General features: G+C 71.0%; 16 protein-coding genes. 9 read left to right on the plus strand and 7 right to left on the minus strand.

The genetic code is table 11. The features are described from left to right. Nucleotides 1-519: 519 nt before the first annotated feature. Nucleotides 520-1572, plus strand: a complete 1053-nt coding sequence (locus tag BM085_RS04615) for an AI-2E family transporter (protein WP_093885784.1) — start codon at nucleotides 520-522, stop codon at nucleotides 1570-1572. On the opposite strand, the gene BM085_RS04620 is transcribed toward BM085_RS04615, so the two are convergent. Both BM085_RS04620 and BM085_RS04625 read right to left on the minus strand, forming a co-directional pair. Next, complete coding sequence (locus BM085_RS04620) at nucleotides 1535-2152, minus strand: LuxR C-terminal-related transcriptional regulator (RefSeq protein WP_093885785.1); 618 nt, start codon at nucleotides 2150-2152, stop codon at nucleotides 1535-1537. The genes BM085_RS04615 and BM085_RS04620 overlap by 38 nt on opposite strands. Continuing rightward, nucleotides 2149-3243, minus strand: a complete 1095-nt coding sequence (locus tag BM085_RS04625; RefSeq protein WP_093885786.1) for a sensor histidine kinase — start codon at nucleotides 3241-3243, stop codon at nucleotides 2149-2151. The genes BM085_RS04620 and BM085_RS04625 overlap by 4 nt, the downstream gene beginning before the upstream one ends. 140 nt (nucleotides 3244-3383) lie before the next feature. On the opposite strand from BM085_RS04625, the gene BM085_RS04630 reads away from it, so the two are divergent. From BM085_RS04630 to BM085_RS04640, 3 genes are all read left to right on the plus strand, one after another. After that, the gene (locus tag BM085_RS04630) at nucleotides 3384-4379 is read left to right on the plus strand and encodes an ABC transporter permease (protein ID WP_093885787.1); all 996 of its coding nucleotides are present in this window, start codon (nucleotides 3384-3386) and stop codon (nucleotides 4377-4379) included. Beyond that, a complete protein-coding gene (locus BM085_RS04635) occupies nucleotides 4376-5086 on the plus strand; it encodes an ABC transporter ATP-binding protein (protein WP_093885788.1) in 711 nt (236 codons plus the stop codon). The genes BM085_RS04630 and BM085_RS04635 overlap by 4 nt, the downstream gene beginning before the upstream one ends. A gap of 136 nt (nucleotides 5087-5222) precedes the next feature. Then, entirely contained in the window at nucleotides 5223-5933 is a 711-nt protein-coding gene (locus tag BM085_RS04640) for a DUF6597 domain-containing transcriptional factor (protein WP_093885789.1), read from the plus strand. Nucleotides 5934-6111: 178 nt separating this feature from the next. On the opposite strand, the gene BM085_RS04645 is transcribed toward BM085_RS04640, so the two are convergent. After that, a complete protein-coding gene (locus tag BM085_RS04645; protein WP_245789128.1) occupies nucleotides 6112-6954 on the minus strand; it encodes a PhzF family phenazine biosynthesis protein in 843 nt (280 codons plus the stop codon). 200 nt (nucleotides 6955-7154) lie between these two features. Beyond that, nucleotides 7155-8504, minus strand: coding sequence for a hypothetical protein (locus BM085_RS04650; RefSeq protein WP_093885790.1), 1350 nt, complete (start codon nucleotides 8502-8504; stop codon nucleotides 7155-7157). A gap of 125 nt (nucleotides 8505-8629) precedes the next feature. Here BM085_RS04650 and BM085_RS04655 point away from each other — a divergent pair, with 125 nt between their 5' ends. Continuing rightward, nucleotides 8630-8881 carry a lipopolysaccharide assembly protein LapA domain-containing protein gene (locus tag BM085_RS04655; RefSeq protein WP_093885791.1) on the plus strand — a complete coding sequence of 84 codons (252 nt, stop codon included), beginning with the start codon at nucleotides 8630-8632 and terminating at the stop codon, nucleotides 8879-8881. Here BM085_RS04655 and BM085_RS04660 read toward each other — a convergent pair. Beyond that, nucleotides 8838-10037 carry an MFS transporter gene (locus BM085_RS04660; protein ID WP_093885792.1) on the minus strand — a complete coding sequence of 400 codons (1200 nt, stop codon included), beginning with the start codon at nucleotides 10035-10037 and terminating at the stop codon, nucleotides 8838-8840. The two genes, BM085_RS04655 and BM085_RS04660, sit on opposite strands and share 44 nt — an antisense overlap. Before the next feature lie 50 nt (nucleotides 10038-10087). Here BM085_RS04660 and BM085_RS04665 point away from each other — a divergent pair, with 50 nt between their 5' ends. From BM085_RS04665 to narI, 4 genes are all read left to right on the plus strand, one after another. Then, a complete protein-coding gene (locus BM085_RS04665; RefSeq protein WP_093885793.1) occupies nucleotides 10088-13633 on the plus strand; it encodes a nitrate reductase subunit alpha in 3546 nt (1181 codons plus the stop codon). A gap of 43 nt (nucleotides 13634-13676) precedes the next feature. Then, a complete protein-coding gene (gene narH / locus BM085_RS04670; protein WP_245789161.1) occupies nucleotides 13677-15296 on the plus strand; it encodes a nitrate reductase subunit beta in 1620 nt (539 codons plus the stop codon). Next, nucleotides 15293-15871, plus strand: a complete 579-nt coding sequence (narJ, locus tag BM085_RS04675; RefSeq protein ID WP_093885795.1) for a nitrate reductase molybdenum cofactor assembly chaperone — start codon at nucleotides 15293-15295, stop codon at nucleotides 15869-15871. Before narH ends, narJ begins: the two co-directional genes overlap by 4 nt. 76 nt (nucleotides 15872-15947) lie before the next feature. Next, on the plus strand, nucleotides 15948-16673 hold the full coding sequence (gene narI / locus BM085_RS04680) for a respiratory nitrate reductase subunit gamma (RefSeq protein WP_093885796.1): 726 nt from the start codon (nucleotides 15948-15950) through the stop codon (nucleotides 16671-16673). A 47-nt stretch (nucleotides 16674-16720) separates the two neighbouring features. On the opposite strand, the gene BM085_RS04685 is transcribed toward narI, so the two are convergent. Both BM085_RS04685 and BM085_RS04690 read right to left on the minus strand, forming a co-directional pair. Next, a complete protein-coding gene (locus tag BM085_RS04685) occupies nucleotides 16721-17611 on the minus strand; it encodes a glycoside hydrolase family 19 protein (protein WP_093885797.1) in 891 nt (296 codons plus the stop codon). 104 nt (nucleotides 17612-17715) lie between these two features. After that, complete coding sequence (locus BM085_RS04690; protein ID WP_093885798.1) at nucleotides 17716-19503, minus strand: chitinase; 1788 nt, start codon at nucleotides 19501-19503, stop codon at nucleotides 17716-17718. Nucleotides 19504-19509: the final 6 nt, after the last annotated feature.

Below are 19509 nucleotides of genomic sequence, written 5' to 3' on the forward strand. Positions count from 1 at the left end.
TTTCCCGACTGAAAGCACCCGGACTCTCATCCGGATGTATCAACCAAAGGAATCCGTCCCCCACCAGAGATGGGTTGGACGGGGTTGTGCTTCATGCACTGGCTTTTAACACACTGTTGAGTTCTCAAGAAACGGACGCGTTCTCCGTCGCCGTGACCGTGGTCCCGGCTTCAGGGCGTTCCATTCCGTATCTCTATCTTACCAGATCCGCCCGGTCCGTGTCAAACTGTCGCTTTTCGCTTCAGCCGATCCGAACCCGCCGAATCCGTTAGGATATCGACCGCCCCGTTTCCGGAGCAACCCTTCTAACTTACTCCGACATCCGGCTCTTGTCGAATCGGATCCTGCCGAGACGCACGCGTCCCAGTAGGGGGATGTGATCAGAAGGGGTTCCCGGGGCCTTGGCGATCTCCGCCAACCCCCTCGGGCCTGTGAACTCTATGTACGCCGTCCCATCCCGTCAAATCGATGGCTCCGTGGCGGGGGACGTGTTTACGTCCTGGTGGGTAGGGACTCGATATGACGGACCAAAGATCGGTACCCCGGGCCCTCATCGTGCTGCTCTGCACCGCAGGTGCCGTGGTCACGCTGGCCGGCATCAGAGAGGTCGGGTCGATCGTCGGCCCCGTGCTCCTGGCCCTGGTGCTCGTCCTGGCGGTCTCCCCCGTCCGGACCTGGCTGCAGAGACGCGGCGCCCCCGGATGGACGCTGGTCGCGGTCCCACTGGCCCTGGTGCTGCTCCTGCTGTTCGGCATGGTGGCCATCCTGACCGTCGCGGTCGCGGAGACGGCGAACCTCGCCTCGACCTACGGTTCGGAGTTCAACCGGCTCGTCGCCGGGCTGCAGAACCTCGCGACGAGGTTCGGCGTCGGCACCGACCAGGTGAACCAGACGATCAAATCGTTCGACCTGGGCAAGGTCCTCACACTCGTCCAGGGATTCGCCAGCGGGCTGCTCGGCGTGTTCACCAGCCTGATCCTCATCGTCGTCCTGCTGCTGGCCATGTGCCTGGACGCGCAGCCCCTCTCCCGGGTCCTCGCCGCCGGCGCCGCCTCCCGCCCCCTGCTCGTCCGGGCGCTCAGCGACTTCGCCCACAAGACCCGCCGCTATCTCATCGTCTCGACCGTCTTCGGCCTCATCTGCTCCGTGCTGGACGTGGCCGCGCTGTGGATGCTCGGCGTGCCGCTGCCCCTGCTCTGGGGCGTGCTGGCACTGATCACCAACTACATCCCGAACCTGGGGTTCATCCTCGGGCTCATCCCGCCCGCCCTGCTCGGCCTGCTCGAAGGCGGGCCCAAGACCATGCTCCTCGTGATCGCCTCCTACCTGGCGATCAACTTCGTGGTCCAGTCGCTGATCCAGCCCAAGTTCCTCGGCGACGCCGTGGGCCTGTCCACGACCATGACGCTGCTCTCCCTCCTGGTGTGGGCGTTCGTGCTCGGCCCACTGGGCGCGCTGCTCGCCATCCCGCTCAGCCTGCTGGCCCGCGCGCTGCTGATCGACAGCGATCCCGACGGCCAATGGGCAGCGGCTCTCATCTCCGGAGAAGTCCCCGCCGACGAGCGACCTTGACCGCTCCGGTGCGGTTGTCCACCTCCAGCTTCGCGTAGATGTGCACCAGGTGGCTCTTCACCGTGGCCTCGCTGATGAACAGCTCGCGGGCGATCTGCCGGTTCGACAGGCCGTCGGCGACCAGCAGGACGATCTCCACCTCCCGCGGGGAGAGCGACGCCCGCGGTGACCGCATCCTGGTGACCAGCCTGGCCGCCACCGGTGGAGCGAGGATGGTCTCCCCCCGGGCCACCGCCCGGATGGCGTCGAGCAGGTCGTCGGTGGGGGCGTCCTTCAGCAGGTAGCCCGCGGCCCCGGCCTCGATGGCGGCGAAGATGTCGCCGTCGGTGTCATAGGTGGTCAGCACCAGGACCCGGGGTGGACGCGGCAGGCCGCCGATCAGCCGGGTGCTCTCCGCGCCGGACATCCCGGCCCCCAGGCGCAGGTCCATCAGCACGACGTCCGCACCGGGTGCCAGCCGTACCGCTTCCTCGCCGGTGGCGGCCTCGCCGGTCACGGCCATGTCGCCGGCCTGGTCGAAGACCGCGCGCAGGCCCTTGCGGACGACGGGGTGGTCGTCGACGAGCAGCAGGCGGATCACGGCACGGGGAGGGTGACGGCCAGCGCCGTACCGAGGCCGGGGGCGGACTCGACGGTGACGGCGCCGCCGAGTTCGGCGGCGCGGTCGCGGATGAAGCCGAGGCCGTTGCCCGATCGGGTCAGCGGGTCGAAACCGCGCCCGTCGTCCACGATGTCCATCGCCACCTCGTCCTCCATGTAGGTCAGTGTGAGCGCGGCCCTGGCCGCCTCCGCGTGCCGGGAGACGTTCGCGAGCCCGCCCTGGGCGATCCTCAGCAGTGCGACCTCGGCCCGGCGGGGCAGCGTGTACGGCTCACCGTCGAGCTGGAAGGCGGCTCCCTCCCGGGAGCAGAGGCGGCGCAGCGCCTCCTCCAGGGAGCCGTCCAGGCCCGGGGGGGTGAGGGCGTGGACGAAGCGGCGGGCCTCGGCGAGGTTGTCCTCGGCCGCGCGCATCGCCTCCTCCACGTATCCGGCCGGGTCCGGCGGGGCGGCGCGGAGCAGCAGGACGATGCTGGACAGCCCCTGGGCGAGGGTGTCGTGGATCTCCCTGGCCAGCCGCTGGCGCTCGGCGAGCACCCCGGCCTCGTGCTGGGTCTCGGCCAGCTCGGCACGTGTGCGGGTGAGCTCGTCGATGAGGCTCCGGCGGCGCTCGCTCTCCCGGTACAGGGCCGCGTAGCCCGTGACCATGAGGACCGCCGCCATCGCGCCGATGGCCGGGCCGACCACCTGGGCGGGGTTGAGCGCGGGGCCGTGCGCGGCGAGCGTGCCGACGGTGACCGCGGTGACGGCGATCACGGCGGGGACGCCGGCGCGCGGCGGCAGCAGGTGCATGCAGAGGAAGAACAGCGGGAACGCCAGCCAGACGAAGTCCGTGGTGAGCACGCCGAGCAGCGTCCAGACCACGACGACGGCGGCCAGCCAGACCAGCGACGCCGTACGGCGCCGGCCGAGGGTGAGGCCGGCCGTGTAGACGGCTCCGAGCAGAGCGCCCCCGGACAGTGCCGCCCATGAGCCGGACACGCGGGTCAGGCCGATCGCGAGCAGCACGTAGAACACGCCGTGCAGGCCGGCCCTGAGCGTCCGCATCGCGGGCACCTCGAATTCCCCTCCCATATGTCCAGGTTAAGAGGGGTGTGAGGGGTGCTCGTATCCATCCTTCGGTTGATTCACGGGCCGACCGGAGTCGCGATGCCCCGGGTGGGCCGGACCGGAGAGCCTGGCGGAAGTCACCAGGCAACCGACCGGAGATCCACTTGTTCATCGCACTGAGAGACATCCGTTTCGCCAGAGGACGGTTCGCCCTCATGGGGTCCGTCGTGGCGCTCATCACCTTGCTGGTCGTCCTGCTGTCCGGGCTCACCGCCGGACTCGCCGGGGAGAACATCTCCGCCGTCGAGAACCTGAGAGGCGACCGGATCGCGTTCGGCAGCGAGAAGATCTCCTTCTCCGGCAGCACGGTCACCGCCGCGCAGTGGAAGGGCCTGGGCGGGCAGCCGCTGGGGATCACGCAGACCCGGCTCACCCATGACGGCACGGACCAGGCGGTCGCGGTCTTCGGCTCGGAGTCCCTGGGTCCGGTCCGGCAGGCAGACGGCGAGCTGGCCGTCTCACCGGACCTCGGCCTGGCCGTCGGGGACACCGCGACGATCGGCGGCCGGCCGTACCGGGTCACCGCGCTCGGCCCGGACGACTCCTACGGGCACACGCCCGTGGTGTGGTCCACGCTCACGGACTGGCAGCGCATCGCGCACGCCGGGGCGGACACCGCGACCGTGGCCGTGCTGAGCGGCGACGCCTCCGGGCCCGTGCCGGGCACCTACCCCGTCACCAAGGAGGAGTCGCTGGCCGGGATCGGCTCCTACACCTCGGAGAACGGCTCGCTGACGATGATGCGTGGACTGCTGTTCGCCATCTCGGCGCTGGTCATCGGGGCGTTCTTCACCGTGTGGACCGTCCAGCGCCAGGGCGACATCGCCATCATGAAGGCCCTCGGCGCGTCGAGCGGCTATCTGATGCGCGACGCCCTGTCCCAGGCGCTGATCGTGCTGGCGGCCGGTGGCGGGATCGGCGGGGCCGCCGGGCTCGGGGCCGGGGCGCTCGCCGGACGGGTCATGCCGTTCACGGTGGACGTCTCGACGACGTTCGTGCCGGTGCTTGCCATGATCGCCCTCGGTATGGCGGGGGCCGTGCTCGCCGTCCGCCGCATCACCTCCGTCGACCCGCTGATCGCCCTGGGGAGCGCCCGATGAGCCTGGAACTGACTGACCTGCGCCTGACCTACGCCGACGGCGACAGCACGCTGGTCGCGCTCGACGACGTGTCGCTGACCGTCGGGCCCGGTGAGCTGGTCGCGGTGGTCGGCCCCTCGGGGTCCGGCAAGTCCAGCCTGCTGGCGGTCGCCGGGACCCTGCTGCGGCCCGACTCCGGCCGGGTGCTCATCGGCGGGACCGACGCCTCGCGGCTCGGTGACAGGGAACGTACGGCGCTGCGCAGGCAGCGGATCGGCATCGTCTTCCAGCAGGCCAACCTGATCTCCTCGCTCACCGCGCTCGAACAGTTGCAGGTCATGGACCACATGCGGGGCGGGCGGTCCGGCAAGGCCGCGGACCTGCTGCGGGCGGTGGGGCTGGACGGCAAGGAGAACCGGCGGCCGCACCAGCTCTCCGGGGGCGAGCGGCAGCGGGTCAACATCGCCCGCGCGCTGATGAGCGATCCGGCCGTGCTGCTGGTCGACGAGCCCACCTCCGCCCTGGACCACGCGCGCGGCACGGAGGTGATGCGACTGCTGGCGGAGCTGACCGGGGAACGCGCCGTGGCGACGCTGCTGGTCACCCACGACGTCGCGCAGATCGGCCACGCGCATCGGGTGACGGAGATGGATGACGGCCGGCTGTCGGAGCGGCCGCCCGGTCTCACACCGGGGGTCCCGGCGACGTCACGGTCGGGAGGCCGGTAGCGCGCCGGCGCGCCGACGCGACGTCACGGCATGACGTCACGGCATTACGCCATTGCGGCGTCGCGGCGTCGCGGCCGGGGGACGGTGGCGCGCCGGTCGCGCACCGCCGGGTCCCGGCCGGTCATAGCCTGGGAGGATGTATCGAGAGTGGGCTCCGGATCTGGCGATCGCCGGGCGAGTGACCTGCCTCTGGACGTCGACGGCGACCTCGGCGGGGACGAAGCTGGTGCTTCCCGACGGTTCCGTCGATCTGATCTGGGGGCCGGACGGGCCGCGGGTCGCCGGCCCCGACACAGGGCCGCAGCCCGTACGGATGTCCCCCGGTGACCGCTACGTCGGGATCCGCTTCCGGCCGGGCGCGGTGGGCGAGGTGTTCGGTGTGCCGGTCGAGGCCCTGCGTGACCTGCGGGTGCCGCTGGCCGAGCTGGGCGTGCTGCCGGAGCTGACGGCCGGCACCATGCGGAATGCCCCGGGTGTGCTGCCGGGGCTGACGGCCGGCACCATGCAGGAGGCCCTGGCCGTACGGCTGCGCGCGACGCCCGCGCCCGACCCGGCCGCGCCGGCGATCGCGGCGGCGCTGGGAGCCGGGAAGAGCGTCGCGGAGGTGGCCTGGGATCTCGGGCTCGGCGAGCGGCAGCTCCACCGGCGATCACTGCGGGCCTTCGGGTACGGGCCCAAGGTGCTGCAGCGGGTGGTCCGGTTCCAGCGGGCGCTGCGACTGGCCCGGCGCGGGACCGCGCTGGCCGAGGTGGCTGCGGCCAGTGGATACGCCGACCAGGCGCACCTGGCCAACGAGGTCAGGCGGCTGGCCGGGGTCCCCCTGGGCCGGCTCCTGGGCCGGACGTGACGGAGATCCGGCGGGGCCCGCGGTCCACGGCCGTCTCAATCGCCTGACCGCGGAGGCGCCGGGGGCAGCCGGGCCGGATCGATGCCGGGCCCGATCAGCGTGGCCCGATCAGCGTGGCCCGGTCGCCGCCGGGCCCGATCAGTGCGGACCCGCCGCCCCGTCGGGCCCGGCGCGGGACCTACATCGCGACGGCTCCGCCGCTCACCCTGGTGCGCCCGTCGGCCTCGGCGATGGAGACCTTCAGCTCGCTGGGCTGTCCCATGTCGACGCCCTGGATGATCGTGAACTCGTCCGAGCCGGTCCCCAGGATCCGGAGGTAACCGCCGAAGGCGGCGGCCGCGGCACCGGTGGCCGGGTCTTCGACGACGCCGCCGATCGGGAAGGGGTTGCGCGAGTGGAAGCGCCCGTCGCTCTCCCGCCAGAACAGGTTCACCGTCGTCCAGCCCTCGCGCGTCATGATCGAGCGCAGGCCGTCGAAGTCGTAGTCGAGGTCCGCGAGGCGCTCGCGGGATCCGGCGGCGAGCATGAGGTGATCGTTCCCGGCGAAGGCGACGTGCGGCGGGAACGCCTTGTCCAGGTCGTCGCGGGACCAGCCGAGCGCCGCGAGCGTCTCGTCCAGCACCGGCTCGGCGACCGGCGTGGAACGCGTGGGCACGCTGGTGAGCGTGGCGCGCAGCGTCTCTCCGTCGATGAAGGTGTCCACGGCGATCTCGCCGGCGTTGGTGTCGAACGTCAGCCGTCCGATCCCGATCCGCTCGGCCAGGGCGACCGAGGTGGCGATCGTGGCGTGGCCGCAGAACGCCACCTCCGCCGAGGGCGCGAAGTAGCGGACGCGGAAGGTGCGGCTCTCGTCGTCACGGCTGGTGACGAAGGCGGTCTCGGAGTAGCCGACCTCCGCTGCGACGGCGAGCATCTCGGCGTCGGAGAGCCCCGAGGCGTCGAGGACGACGCCGGCGGGGTTGCCGCCCTGGGGGTCGTGGGTGAAAGCGGTGTAGCGCAAGATTTCCACGTTGTTCGTCACAGTTCTGAACTTATCCGGCGCGACCCGCCCACGCTCGGAACGGCCGCCCTCACCGGCAGCGCCCTCACTCCGGCCCGTCACGGGGAGGAGATGAGGCGGGAGGCGCGGGCGTAGGAGCGGCGCTTCTCCACCGTCGGGACGTGCTCCTCGAACCAGCGGGCCAAGGGTGACGGATCACCCCTGGGGGACGCACCGGATTTTCACGCGGAGGCGGGGAGGGGGACGCGCGGCCCGGCGTCCGGCGGCTCGACGGGGGTCGTGAAGGCGCGGCGGCCCCAGGGCATGGCCAGGGCCAGGATCGGCAGGAGCACGATGGAGCACTGGGCCCAGACCGAGTGCAGCGCCCACCAGGTGTTGGTGTCGAACTGGGTCATGTAGAGGTAGCCGTATCCGGCCCAGAGCGAGACGCCGATGATGGCGGGCCAGGCGAAGCGGGTGGGGCGGGCCACCAGGAACGGCATGAACCACAGCAGGTACTGCGCGCCGAGGCGGGGCGTGACGACCATGAAGGCGAGCAGCAGGGCCGTGGTGAGGTCCACCGGGTCGGCGCGTCGCCAGAGGAAGGCCACCACCAGCATCGTGACGTAGATCAGTCGCGTGCCGAACGTGGCGATCTCGGGGCTGAGCGTCCAGTCGCCGCCGACCATGATCGCGCTGTAGCCCCATTCCCCGACGATCGGCCGGATGTCCTGGATCACATGGATGACCTCGGGGATCTGGCTCAGCGAGGTGCCGGCGAAGACGGGCAGCGTGACCAGGAAGAAGACCGGGGCGACGCCGGTGGCGACGAACGCGACGGCGCGGGCGCGGAAGGTCGGCAGCAGCAGGAGCATGCCGGGGATCAGCCAGATCGGCCAGCTCTTGGCGCACAGGGCCAGGCCCATCAGCAGGCCGGCGAGCAGCGCGCGGCGGAGGGTGGCCCGCTCGCCGGGCGCCAGGGCCTGCCGTACGGCGCCGCCGAGGCCGAGGGCCGACACGCGCTGCCGTACCAGGGCGACCGGGTCGTTCGTGATGCCCGGGCGGTCGGGGGCGCCGGGACCGCGGGCGACCACGAACGCGGCCACGCCGAAGGCCAGCGCGACCGGCTCGACCTGGCCGTGGACCGCGGCGACGAGCATGGCCAGCGGGTTGCAGGCGTACTGGAAGGCGCGCAGCGACGCCTTGGACCCGCCGGCGAGCTTGCCGACCAGGGGGATCAGCGCGATGTCGGCCACCACGGTGACCAGCCGGCCGCCGATCTCCCACGGGATGCCCAGCCAGAGCAGCAGGCCGTACACGTAGGGGATGGTCGGCAGGAAGTGCCAGCCGCCCTCGCTGCCGAGCACGGGGTCCTCACGGTTCAGGATCGCCTCGCCTGCGGGCTTGAAGCTCTCCATGAAGTCGACCGGCTGCCAGGTGTCGATCGCCGAGGTGACCATGATGAGCACCCGGAAGCCGATGCCGACCGCCAGCACGACAAGGAGTGAGGGCCGCCACCCCCTCCACTGGGCGACCAGGGCGAGCACGACACCTGAGACGAGGACGAGCCCCGTGAGAATTGCGTAATCCATGACAGGTAACAGATTGCCGGAACCCACGACCAACCACCCACCCGGTCGTCAAAACGAGACCAGTCTCTCAGCATTTGTAGCATAGAGTGTTTGAATAGTTGCATTTAGTGACATTGGAGGCAGATATGACGCAACCACTAGATGAGGGGCCCAGGTCGTTCGGCGGGCGGCTGGCGGCGATGCCGCCGCGGGTCTGGGTCGCCCTGGTCCTGGCCGCGCTCGGCGTGGTCTTCGTCGCGCAGAACCGGGAGCGCGTCCGGATCCAGTGGCTGATGCTCACCGTGACCTCACCGCTCTGGATCGCGCTGCTGGCCGTCCTGCTGGTCGGCGTGATCATCGGGCTACTGCTCCGCCGCCGGTCGTCGAAGCGGAGGTGAACGCCTTGCGGGTGTAGAGCAGCGCGGCCAGGGCCGTCGCGGCGAGCAGGACGTAGCCGATCACGTAGGCGCCGGTGGCGGAGTAGACGACGCCCATGACCAGCGGCGGGAAGTAGCCGCCCAGGCCGCCGGCCGCGCCCACCAGGCCGGTGACGGTGCCCACCCTGGACGGCTCCACGAGCCGGGCGACCAGGGCGAACACGCCGCCGGTGCCGAGGCCGAGGAAGAGCGCCATCAGCACGAAGCAGGCACCGGCGGGGATCTCCGGCGGCGGGTCGAAGGCCAGGACCAGCGCCATGACCGCGGTCCCGGCGAACGACACCAGCAGCACCCTGGCCGGACCCACCTTGTCGGACAGCACCCCGCCCAGCGGCCGGGCCGCGACGGCGGCGATCGAGAAGCCCGCGTCACGCAGGCCCGCCCCGGTCTGGCTGAAGCCGTAGACGTTCTGCAGCAGGGCGGGCAGGTAGGTGGAGAAGGCGACGAATCCACCGAAGGCGACGGCGTAGAGGAACGCGCACTGCCAGGTGGCCTTGATCTTCACGGCCTCGCGCATGCGGGGCAGCGCCGGAGCGGTGGACGGCTTCCAGGCGGGCGAGTTCCGGCTGAACAGCAGCATGACGACGGCCATCACAGCCAGGGCGGCGGCCATCATCACGTGGGTCTGCATCCGGCCGGCGGACTCGACCAGGCGGGGGGTGAGGAACGCCGAAAGCGCCGTGCCGCCCATGCCCGCGCCGAAGACGCCGGTGGCGAAGCCGCGGCGCTCGGGCGCGTACCAGGCGTTGACGAAGGGGATGCCCACCGCGAACGAGGTGCCTCCGACGCCGAGCAGGAAGCCCCAGAACAGCAGCCATCCGTAGGAGTCCACCCAGCCCACGAAGAGGACCGGCACGATGGTGACGGCGCAGACGATCGCGAACATCAGCCGGCCGCCGAGCCTGTCGGCGAGCATTCCGATCGGTATCCGGCCGAGGGAGCCGACCAGCACCGGGATGGCGACCAGCAGGGAGGTCTGGGTCGGCGACAGACCGAGCTGCCTGCTGTAGCTCCCCGCGAGCGGGCCGATCAGGTTCCACGCCCAGAAGGTGATCGCGAACGCGGCCGTGGCGAGCGCCAGGTTGACCGCCTGCCCTTTGCGAAGTTCATCCGACATATATACCGCCCAGAGCCGTAAATATTAACCGTGTGTGATGAACTGGATACATGGCGTCCGATGCCGAGAATCTACTCCTCAAGACAGGCCGGTTCTTCAGGCGGGTTCCGGCGAACGACGATCCGCGAACGCTGTATCTGGTGGGGGGCCGCGAGGGCGACTCCTTCTACCGGGACCGCTGGAGCCACGACAAGGTGGTCCGTTCGACGCACGGGGTGAACTGCACCGGTTCGTGCTCGTGGAAGGTCTACGTCAAAGACGGGATCATCACCTGGGAGACCCAGCAGACCGACTATCCCAGCGTGGGGCCGGACCGCCCCGAGTACGAACCGCGCGGCTGCCCCCGGGGCGCGGCCTTCTCCTGGTACACCTACTCGCCCACCCGGGTCCGCTACCCCTACGCGCGCGGGGTGCTGGTGGAGATGTACCGGCAGGCCAGGCGCGGCGGCCTCGATCCGGTCGCCGCCTGGGCGGAGATCACCACCGACCCCGAGCGCCGCCGCCGCTACCAGTCGGCGCGCGGCAAGGGCGGGCTGGTCCGCATCGGCTGGCCCGAGGCGACCGAGATGATCGCGGCCGCGCACGTGCACACCATCAAGACCTACGGCCCGGACCGGGTCGCCGGCTTCTCCCCCATCCCGGCCATGTCGATCGTCTCCCACGCGGTCGGCTCGCGGTTCGTGTCGCTGATCGGCGGGACCATGCTGTCGTTCTACGACTGGTACGCCGACCTGCCCGTCGCCTCCCCGCAGGTCTTCGGCGACCAGACCGACGTGCCGGAGTCGGCCGACTGGTGGGACGCCGCCTACCTGGTGCTGTGGGGCGCGAACGTCCCGGTCACCAGGACCCCGGACGCGCACTACATGGCCGAGGCCCGCTACCGGGGGCAGAAGGTCGTCGTGGTCTCGCCCGACTACAGCGACGCGGCCAAGTTCGCCGACGAGTGGCTCGCGATCCGGCCGGGCACCGACGGCGCGCTGGCCATGGCGATGGGCCACGTGCTGCTGAAGGAGTTCTTCGTCGACCGGCAGGTGCCCTACTTCACCGACTACGTCAAGCGCTTCACCGACCTGCCGTTCCTGGTGCGGCTGCGCGAGCGCGACGGCGTCCACGTGCCGGACAAGTTCCTCACCGCGGCCGACCTGGGCGACACCGGCGAGGGCGCGGAGTGGAAGACGGTCCTGATGGGCCCCGACGGCGAGCCGGTCGTGCCCAACGGCTCGCTCGGCTTCCGCTGGACCGACTCGGGCAAGGGCCGCTGGAACCTCAGACTGGACGTCGACCCGCTGCTGACCCTGTACGGCGGGCGGTCGGCCACGGTCGACCTGCCCCGTTTCGACGACGGAGCGGGCGCCGTCCGCCGGGGCGTGCCGGTGCGGCAGGTGGGCGAGCACCTGGTGACCACGGTCTTCGACCTGATGCTCGCCCAGTACGGCGTCGCCAGGGACGGCCTGCCCGGCACGTGGCCGAGCGGCTACGACGACCCGGCCGAGCCGTACACGCCCGCCTGGCAGGAGCCGATCACCTCGGTCCCGGCCGGCAGGGCGGTGCGGATAGCACGGGAGATGGCGGAGACGGCCGCGAAGACGGAGGGCCGCTTCATGATCGTGCTCGGCGCGGGGACCACCCAGTGGTTCCACGGCGACACGATCTACCGGGCGTTCCTGTCGCTGCTGCTGCTCACCGGCTGCCAGGGCGTCAACGGCGGCGGCTGGGCGCACTACGTCGGCCAGGAGAAGTGCCGGCCGCTGGCCGGCTGGGCGCAGCTGGCGGGCGGGCTCGACTGGTCCCGGCCGCCGAGGCAGACGCCGGGCACGCCGTACTGGTACCTCCACACCGACCAGTGGCGCTACGACCGGTTCGACGCCGGGGAGCTGTGCTCTCCGCTGGGGCCGGGCGCGTTCAACGGCCTGCACACCGCCGACCTGGTGGCGCGGGCGGTGCGCAGCGGCTGGATGCCGATGGCGCCCGCCTTCGACCGCAACCCGCTGGAGCTGGGCGAGGCCGAGGACCCGGTGGAGTTCACCCGCCGGGAGCTGCGGGAGGGCAGGCTGAGGTTCGCCGCCGAGGCCCCGGACGATCCGCGCAACTGGCCGCGGGTGCTCACCGTGTGGCGCTCGAACCTGCTCGGCTCGTCGGCCAAGGGCAACGAGTACTTCCTGCACCACCTGCTGGGCGCCGGCTCCAACCTGCCGCAGCCCGACCCGGACGCCCCGCGGGGCAAGCTCGACCTGCTGCTGTCGCTGGACTTCCGGATGACGTCCACGACGCTGTTCTCCGACATCGTGCTGCCGGCCGCGACCTGGTACGAGAAGCACGACCTGTCCTCCACCGACATGCACCCGTTCGTGCACGCCTTCAACCCGGCGATCGACCCGCCCTGGGAAACCAGGACCGACTTCGACGCCTTCCACGCCATCGCGGCCCGCTTCTCGGAACTGGCCGCCGAGCACCTGGGGGTGTGCCGGGACGTGGTGGTCGTCACCCCCCAGCACGACACGCCGGGAGAGACCGCGCAGCCCGGCGGCCGGGAACCGGACGGGCCGGTCGTGCCGGACCTGGCCGTGGTGGAGCGCGACTACGGCGCCGTCGCCGGGAAGATGGCCACGCTCGGACCGCTCGCCGAGAAGCTGGGGCTGCCGGTCAAGGGAGTGGTGTTCAGGCCCGACGCCGAGGTGGAGTGGCTCGGGCACAGCAACGGGCTGGCCCACAACGGGAGCACCCGGGGGCGGCCGCTGCTGGACACCGAGGCCAAGGCGTGCGAGGCGGTCCTGGCGCTGTCGGGCGTCAGCAACGGGCGGCTGGCCCTGCAGGGCTTCGCCCAGCTCGCCGAGCGCACCGGGACGGACCTGTCGGAGCTGGCCCACGGCGGCCACCGGATCGTGTTCTCCGACACCCAGGCCAGGCCGGTCCACGTGGCCTCCAGCCCCGAGTGGTCGGGCAAGGAGGCGCACGACCGGCGCTACTCGCCCTTCACCATCAACGTCGAGAACGGCAAGCCCTGGCACACGCTCACCGGGCGCATGCACTTCTTCCTCGACCACGACTGGATGCACGAGTACGGCGAGGCGCTGCCGGTCTACCGCCCGCCGCTGGACATCGCGGCCCTGTTCGGCGAGGACGGGCAGGTGCAGGGCGGGATCGTCGTCCGCTACCTCACCCCGCACTCCAAGTGGTCGATCCACTCCGAGTACCAGGACAACCTGATCATGCTGTCCCTGTCGCGGGGCGGCCCGACCGTCTGGATGTCGGTCGAGGACGCCTCGGCGATCGGGGTGGCCGACAACGACTGGGTCGAGGCGGTCAACCGCAACGGCGTGGTCGTGGCCCGGGCGATCGTGTCGCACCGGATGCCCGCCGGGACGGTGTACGTCTACCACGCCCAGGACCGCGTGGTGGACGTGCCGCTCTCGGAGCGGACGGGCCGGCGCGGCGGCATCCACAACTCGCTGACCCGGGTGCTGATCAAACCGACCCACATGATCGGCGCGTACGGGCAGCTCTCGTTCGCGTTCAACTACCTCGGCCCCACCGGGAACCAGCGCGACGAGATCACCGTCATCCGCCGGCGCTCCCAGGAGGTGCGTTACCAGTGACCAGGCGGCGAACGAGGGAGGTGGGCGAGCGGTGACCAGAGTCATGGCCCAGATCGCCATGGTGATGAACCTCGACAAGTGCATCGGCTGCCACACCTGCTCCGTCACCTGCAAGCAGGCGTGGACCAACCGGAGCGGCGTGGAGTACGTCTGGTTCAACAACGTCGAGACGCGGCCGGGACTGGGCTACCCGCGCCGCTACCAGGACCAGGAGAAGTGGAAGGGCGGCTGGGAGCTCGACCGGAAGGGGCGGCTGACGCTCAAGTCCGGCGGGCGGCTGCGCAGGCTGCTGAGCATCTTCGCCAACCCGATCATGCCGTCCATCCAGGACTACTACGAGCCGTGGACCTACGACTACGAGAACCTGACCTCGGCGCCGCTGTCGGCGGACACCCCGGTGGCCCCGCCGCGCTCGCTGATCAGCAACGAGCCGATGGCCGTGCGATGGAGCGCGAACTGGGACGACGACCTCGGCGGCGGCCCCGCGCTGGCCTCGCGGGACCCGGTGGTGGAGCGGATCGGCGACCGGGTGCGGCTCGACTTCGAGAACGCCTTCATGTTCTACCTCCCCCGGATCTGCGAGCACTGCATCAACCCGGCGTGCGTCGCGGCGTGTCCCTCCGGGGCGATGTACAAGCGCTCGGAGGACGGGATCGTCCTGGTGGACCAGGACCGGTGCCGGGGCTGGCGGATGTGCGTCACCGGCTGCCCGTACAAGAAGGTCTACTTCAACCACAAGACCGGCAAGGCCGAGAAGTGCACCTTCTGCTACCCCCGCGTGGAGGTCGGCCTGCCGACGGTCTGCTCGGAGACGTGCGTGGGGCGGCTGCGCTATCTCGGGGTGATCCTCTACGACGCCGACCGGGTCACCGAGGCCGCCTCCGTGCCCGACGACCGCGACCTGTACGAGGCGCAGCTCTCGCTGTTCCTCGACCCCCGGGATCCGGAGGTGGCCGAGGCCGCGGCGCGGTCGGGCATCCCCGACGACTGGATGGCGGCGGCCAGGAGATCGCCGGTCCACGATCTGATCATGAAGTACCGGATCGCGCTGCCGCTGCATCCGGAGTACCGGACGATGCCGATGGTCTGGTACGTGCCGCCGCTGTCCCCCGTGGTGGACGCGCTGGCCGGCAGCGGGCACGACGGTGAGGACGCCGGGAACCTGTTCGGCGCGATCGAGACCCTGCGCATCCCGGTGGAGTATCTGGCCGAGCTCTTCACCGCCGGGGACCCGGCGCCGGTGACGGCCTCGCTGCGGCGGCTGGCCGCGATGCGCGCCCACATGCGCCGGATCAACCTCGGTGAGGAGCCCGACCCGTCGATCGGCGCGCGCGCCGGACTGACCGGCGACGACATCGACGGCATGTACCGGCTGCTGGCGCTGGCCAGGTACGACGAGCGGTACGTGATCCCGACGGCCTACGCCGCCCAGCCCGGATCGGTCGAGGAGATCGGCTGCAGCCTCGACTACGACGGCGGCCCCGGCATGACGGGCCCGTTCGGCGAGGCCTCGGGGCAGCCGGTGCCGGTGGCGATCGAGACCTTCCACTCGCTCAAGCAGCGCCAGACGAGCGAGGACGTCACCCACGAGCGCGTCAACCTCCTCAACTGGGACGGGAAGGGCGTGCCCAAGGGCATGTTCCCGGAGAAGGAGGACCGGTGAGCGGCCGTCCGGCCGGCCACGGCACGGACCGCGTGGTGTGGCAGGCCGCCGCGCACCTGCTCGCCTACCCGGAGGAGGCGTTCTGGGCACGGCTGCCGCTGATCCGCGAGGCGGCGGGCGGCAGTTTCGGACCGTTCCTGGACCACCTCGCGCGGGCGGACCGGGGCGAACTCGCCGCGCACTACGTGGAGACCTTCGACTTCAAGCGCCGCTGCTGCCTCTACCTGACCTACTACACCGACGGGGACACGCGACGGCGGGGCGAGTCGCTGGCCGCGCTGAAGGCCCGCTACCGGGCCGGCGGGTGGGAGCTCTGCGGGGACGAGCTGCCCGACTACCTGCCCGTGATGCTGGAGTTCGCCGCGCTGGATGCCGGCGGGGCGGAGATCCTGCGGGAGAACCGGGCCGGCCTGGAGCTGCTCCGGCTGGCCCTGCACGCGTACGCCTCGCCGTACGGGTCGGTGATCGACGCCGTGTGCGCCACGCTGCCGCCGCTCGGCGGGGCCGAGCGGGCGCTGGTGGCCCGGCTGTCCGGTCAGGGGCCGCCGGCGGAGTCGGTGGGGGTCTACAGGTGAGCGGGCCGACGGGAGATCCGCGGACGGGCGGGTCCGGGCGAGGACCGCGGGTGAGCGGGCCGGTGGGGAGTCGCGGGTGAGCTGGACCGAGATCGCCTTCTGGGTGGTCGCGCCGTACCTGACGCTGGTGATCCTGGTCGGCGGGCTGATGTGGCGCCACCGCTACGACAAGTTCGGCTGGACCACCCGGTCCTCGGAGCTGTACGAGAGCCGGCTGCTGCGGATCGGCAGCCCGCTGTTCCACTTCGGGCTGCTGTTCGTGATCCTCGGCCATCTGTTCGGGCTGGTGATCCCGGAGAGCTGGACCGGCGCGATCGGGATGAGCGAGTCGCTTTACCACGTGATCGCGCTGGTCGTGGGGGGTGTCGCCGGGGTGTGCACGCTGGCCGGGATCGCCCTGCTGATCTACCGCCGCCGCACCCGGGGCCCGGTCTTCATGGCGACCACGAGGAACGACAAGATGATGTACGTCGTGCTGGTCGCCGCGATCCTCGCCGGGCTGATGACCACGCTGCTCAGCGCCGCGTTCCAGGCACACGACTACCGCCAGACGGTCTCCCCGTGGTTTCGCGGGGTCTTCGTCCTGCAACCCGACGCCGGGGCCATGATCCGGGCGCCGTGGACCTTCAAGCTGCACACCCTGGTCGGCATGCTGCTGATCGCGCTGTTCCCCTTCACCCGCCTGGTCCACGCCTTCGCCGCCCCGGTGGGCTACCTGTTCCGCCCCTACGTCGTCTACCGCAGCCGCGGCGCGGGCGACCGCCCGGCCGTACGGGCGCCCCGCCCGGGATGGGACCGGTGACCCCGGACGGCTCCGGAGCGGAGCCGGCACCGTCCGGGATCACGCGCTCAGCAGCTCAGGTTGCCGCCGGGGGTGGTGCCCAGGATCTGGACGAACCTCTGGTAGGCGTTGACGCGGCTCTGCACCTGCGCCGGGTTCCTGCCGCCGCACTCCAGGCTGCCGTTGATGCTGCGGATCGTCTCACCGAAGCCGTAGCCGTTGACCATGGCGTTGTGCGCGGTCATCGTGCCCGGCCCGTTCTGGCTCATCCAGTACCAGACGCCGGTCTTCCACGCCACCGCCGGATCGGTCTGCACCAGGTTCGGGTTGTTGAGCAGGTTGATGCCGAGCGCGTCGCCGGCCGCCTTGTAGTTGAAGTTCCAGCTCAGCTGGATCGGGCCGCGGCCGTAGTAGGCGGCCTGGCCCGCGGGGCAGCCGTACGGCTGGCCGGCGTCGCAGTAGTGCGGGTAGTTGGCGGTGTTCTGCTCCACGATGTGGACCAGGCCGCCGGTCTCGTGGTTGACGTTGGCCAGGAAGGCCGCCGCCTCCTGTCGCCTGACGGTGTCGCTGCCCGTCCTCGCGAAGGCGGGGTAGGCGCTCAGGGCTGCGACCAGGCCGTTGTAGGTGTAGAAGGAGTTGCGGCTCGGGAACATCTGGTTGAACTGCGCCTCGCTCACCACGAAGGCTCCGGGGTTCGGCGGGGTCGTGGGGGTCGTGCCGCCGCAGGTCCCCTGGTCCGCCCAGACCGCGGCGGTGCCCGGCGTCTCGTTCTGGGTCCACCACTTCGCCGACCAGTTGTGGCCGTTGTGGGAGGCGACGGCGCCGCCGGTGTAGACCGCCCCGGAGCTCCACGGGGTGGCGCAGGCCGCGGCGGAGGCGGAGGACATCGGCGCGACGACCGCCAGCACCCCCGCCACCGCCAGGGCGGCGAGAGCCGCCATGACGTGTTTTCCGAACATCTGATCCCTCCTTCGTGCGGCACGGGCCGCACCGGATCGGCGACGGAACCGGCTGGTGGGGACCTCGCCGCCGGGAGTCCGTCTCTCCCGGCGGCGAGGGGCTCTCAGCCCAGGCCGTTGAGGTAGGCCCGGTGGCTGCGGGAGAACTCGAAGGAGTTGTACTTGTCCCAGTTGATCGACCAGGTCATCAGGCCGCGCAGGTTCGGGTAGACGCCGCGCGGCTTGTACGGCCCGCAGTTGGTCCCCTTCGCCAGGCAGTCGAAGGCCTTCTGGACCTCGGCCACCGTGGTGAAGCCGTTGCCCGCGTAGGCCGCGGCGGGCAGGCCGATGGCGACCTGGTCCGGGCGCAGGGCGGGGAAGACGTTGTTCGGGTTCCCCGCGATCGGGAAGCCCGCCAGCAGCATGTCCGTCATGGCCACGTGGAAGTCGTGGGTGCCCATGGTGTGGTACTGGTTGTCCAGCCCGGTGATCGGCCCGGAGTTGTAGTCCTGGACGTGGAGCAGGGTCAGGTCGTTGCGCATCGCGTGGATGACGGGCAGGTAGGACCCGGCCCGCTGGTCGGCCGAGCCGTTCGCGCCGGGACCGTAGAACTGGTAGCCGAGCTGGACGAAGAAGGTCTCCGGGGCCATGGTCAGCACGAACTTGGCGCCGTACCTGGCCTTGAGGGTCTTCAGCGCGGAGATCAGGTTGACGATGACCGGGGTGGTCGGGGCGGCGAGGTTGGTGTCGCCCTGGTTGAGGTAGAGCGAGTGGCCCTCGAAGTCGATGTCGAGCCCGTCGAGGCCGTACCTGTCGATGATGGCGCTCACCGACTGGACGAACGTGTCGCGCGCGGCCGCGGTGGTGAGCTGGACCTGGCCGTTCTGGCCGCCGATCGAGATCAGCACCTTTTTGCCGAGCGCCTGCTTGGCCCGGATCGCCGCGATGAAGTCGGCCTCCGGCTCGACGCCGGGGCACTCGGCGACCGGGCACTGCTGGAAGCGGATGTCACCGGAGGTCACCGAGGTCGGCTCGCCGAAGGCGAGGTTGATGACGTTCCACTCGTTCGGCACGTCGGCCATCCGGATGTAGCCGGAGCCGTTGGCGAAGGAGGCGTGCAGGTAGCCGACCAGCACCCGCTTGGGCAGGCTGCCCGGCTGGTCGCCGCCGACCGTGGCGGAGACCTGAGCGGACCTGGCCGACTCGCCGGTCGGGTTGACGGCGCTCACCTGGTAGGTGTGCGTGCCCGCGCCGGGGGTGTCGGTGTAGGCGGTGGTGGCCGGCGAGCCCACCTTGGCGCCGTCGCGGTAGACGTTGTAGCCGGTCGCGTTCGAGGAGGGGTTCCAGCTCAGCGCCACGTTCGCGCCGCCGGCCGTGGCGGTCAGGCCGGTCGGCGCGGCCGGGGGCTGCCCCTGTCCGGCCTCGCCGTCGAGCACGAAGTCGTCGGCCTGGTAGGCGCCCTGGCCGTACCAGCCGTTGACGTAGATCGTCACCGAGGTGGTCGAGGCGCCGGTGGTGAAGGTCCTGGAGAGCTGGGAGTAGGCCGACGGCGAGGAGGTCCACGTGCTCTGGTCGGTCGTGCCGGTGCCGAGCACGCCCAGGAAGACGTAGCCGCCCCGCACCCACGCCGACAGCGAGTAGGAGGAGGACGGCTTGACGCTGACGGTCTGCTGGCAGCGCGCGGTGTCACTGCCGGCCGGCGTGGCCTGCAGCGCCTTCGAGCCGCCGTGCACCGGCGACGACACCGCCGTGGCGCCCGCCGACGCCGAACACGTCCAGCCGGCCAGGTCGCTCTCGAATCCGGGGTTCGTCGCGATGTTTGCGGCGTGGGCGGGCGACGCGGCCAGCATCGTCCCGCTCAGCACCAGTACGGCCGCCGCCGCAAGTTTTCTGAGATTCAATCGATGGTTCATGACCTG

Source organism: Streptosporangium canum (assembly GCF_900113865.1).
Classification (GTDB): Bacteria; Actinomycetota; Actinomycetes; order Streptosporangiales; family Streptosporangiaceae; genus Streptosporangium; species Streptosporangium canum.

What these genes read in the sequence shown, in the direction of transcription:
- BM085_RS04615 (WP_093885784.1), top strand. Translation starts at nt 520, where the DNA reads ATGACGGACCAAAGATCGGTACCCCGGGCCCTCATCGTGCTGCTCTGC.
- BM085_RS04625 (WP_093885786.1), bottom strand. Translation starts at nt 3,243, where the DNA reads ATGGGAGGGGAATTCGAGGTGCCCGCGATGCGGACGCTCAGGGCCGGC.
- BM085_RS04635 (WP_093885788.1), top strand. Translation starts at nt 4,376, where the DNA reads ATGAGCCTGGAACTGACTGACCTGCGCCTGACCTACGCCGACGGCGAC.
- BM085_RS04640 (WP_093885789.1), top strand. Translation starts at nt 5,223, where the DNA reads ATGTATCGAGAGTGGGCTCCGGATCTGGCGATCGCCGGGCGAGTGACC.
- BM085_RS04650 (WP_093885790.1), bottom strand. Translation starts at nt 8,504, where the DNA reads ATGGATTACGCAATTCTCACGGGGCTCGTCCTCGTCTCAGGTGTCGTG.
- BM085_RS04655 (WP_093885791.1), top strand. Translation starts at nt 8,630, where the DNA reads ATGACGCAACCACTAGATGAGGGGCCCAGGTCGTTCGGCGGGCGGCTG.
- BM085_RS04660 (WP_093885792.1), bottom strand. Translation starts at nt 10,037, where the DNA reads ATGTCGGATGAACTTCGCAAAGGGCAGGCGGTCAACCTGGCGCTCGCC.
- BM085_RS04665 (WP_093885793.1), top strand. Translation starts at nt 10,088, where the DNA reads ATGGCGTCCGATGCCGAGAATCTACTCCTCAAGACAGGCCGGTTCTTC.
- narH (WP_245789161.1), top strand. Translation starts at nt 13,677, where the DNA reads ATGGCCCAGATCGCCATGGTGATGAACCTCGACAAGTGCATCGGCTGC.
- BM085_RS04685 (WP_093885797.1), bottom strand. Translation starts at nt 17,611, where the DNA reads ATGTTCGGAAAACACGTCATGGCGGCTCTCGCCGCCCTGGCGGTGGCG.
- BM085_RS04690 (WP_093885798.1), bottom strand. Translation starts at nt 19,503, where the DNA reads ATGAACCATCGATTGAATCTCAGAAAACTTGCGGCGGCGGCCGTACTG.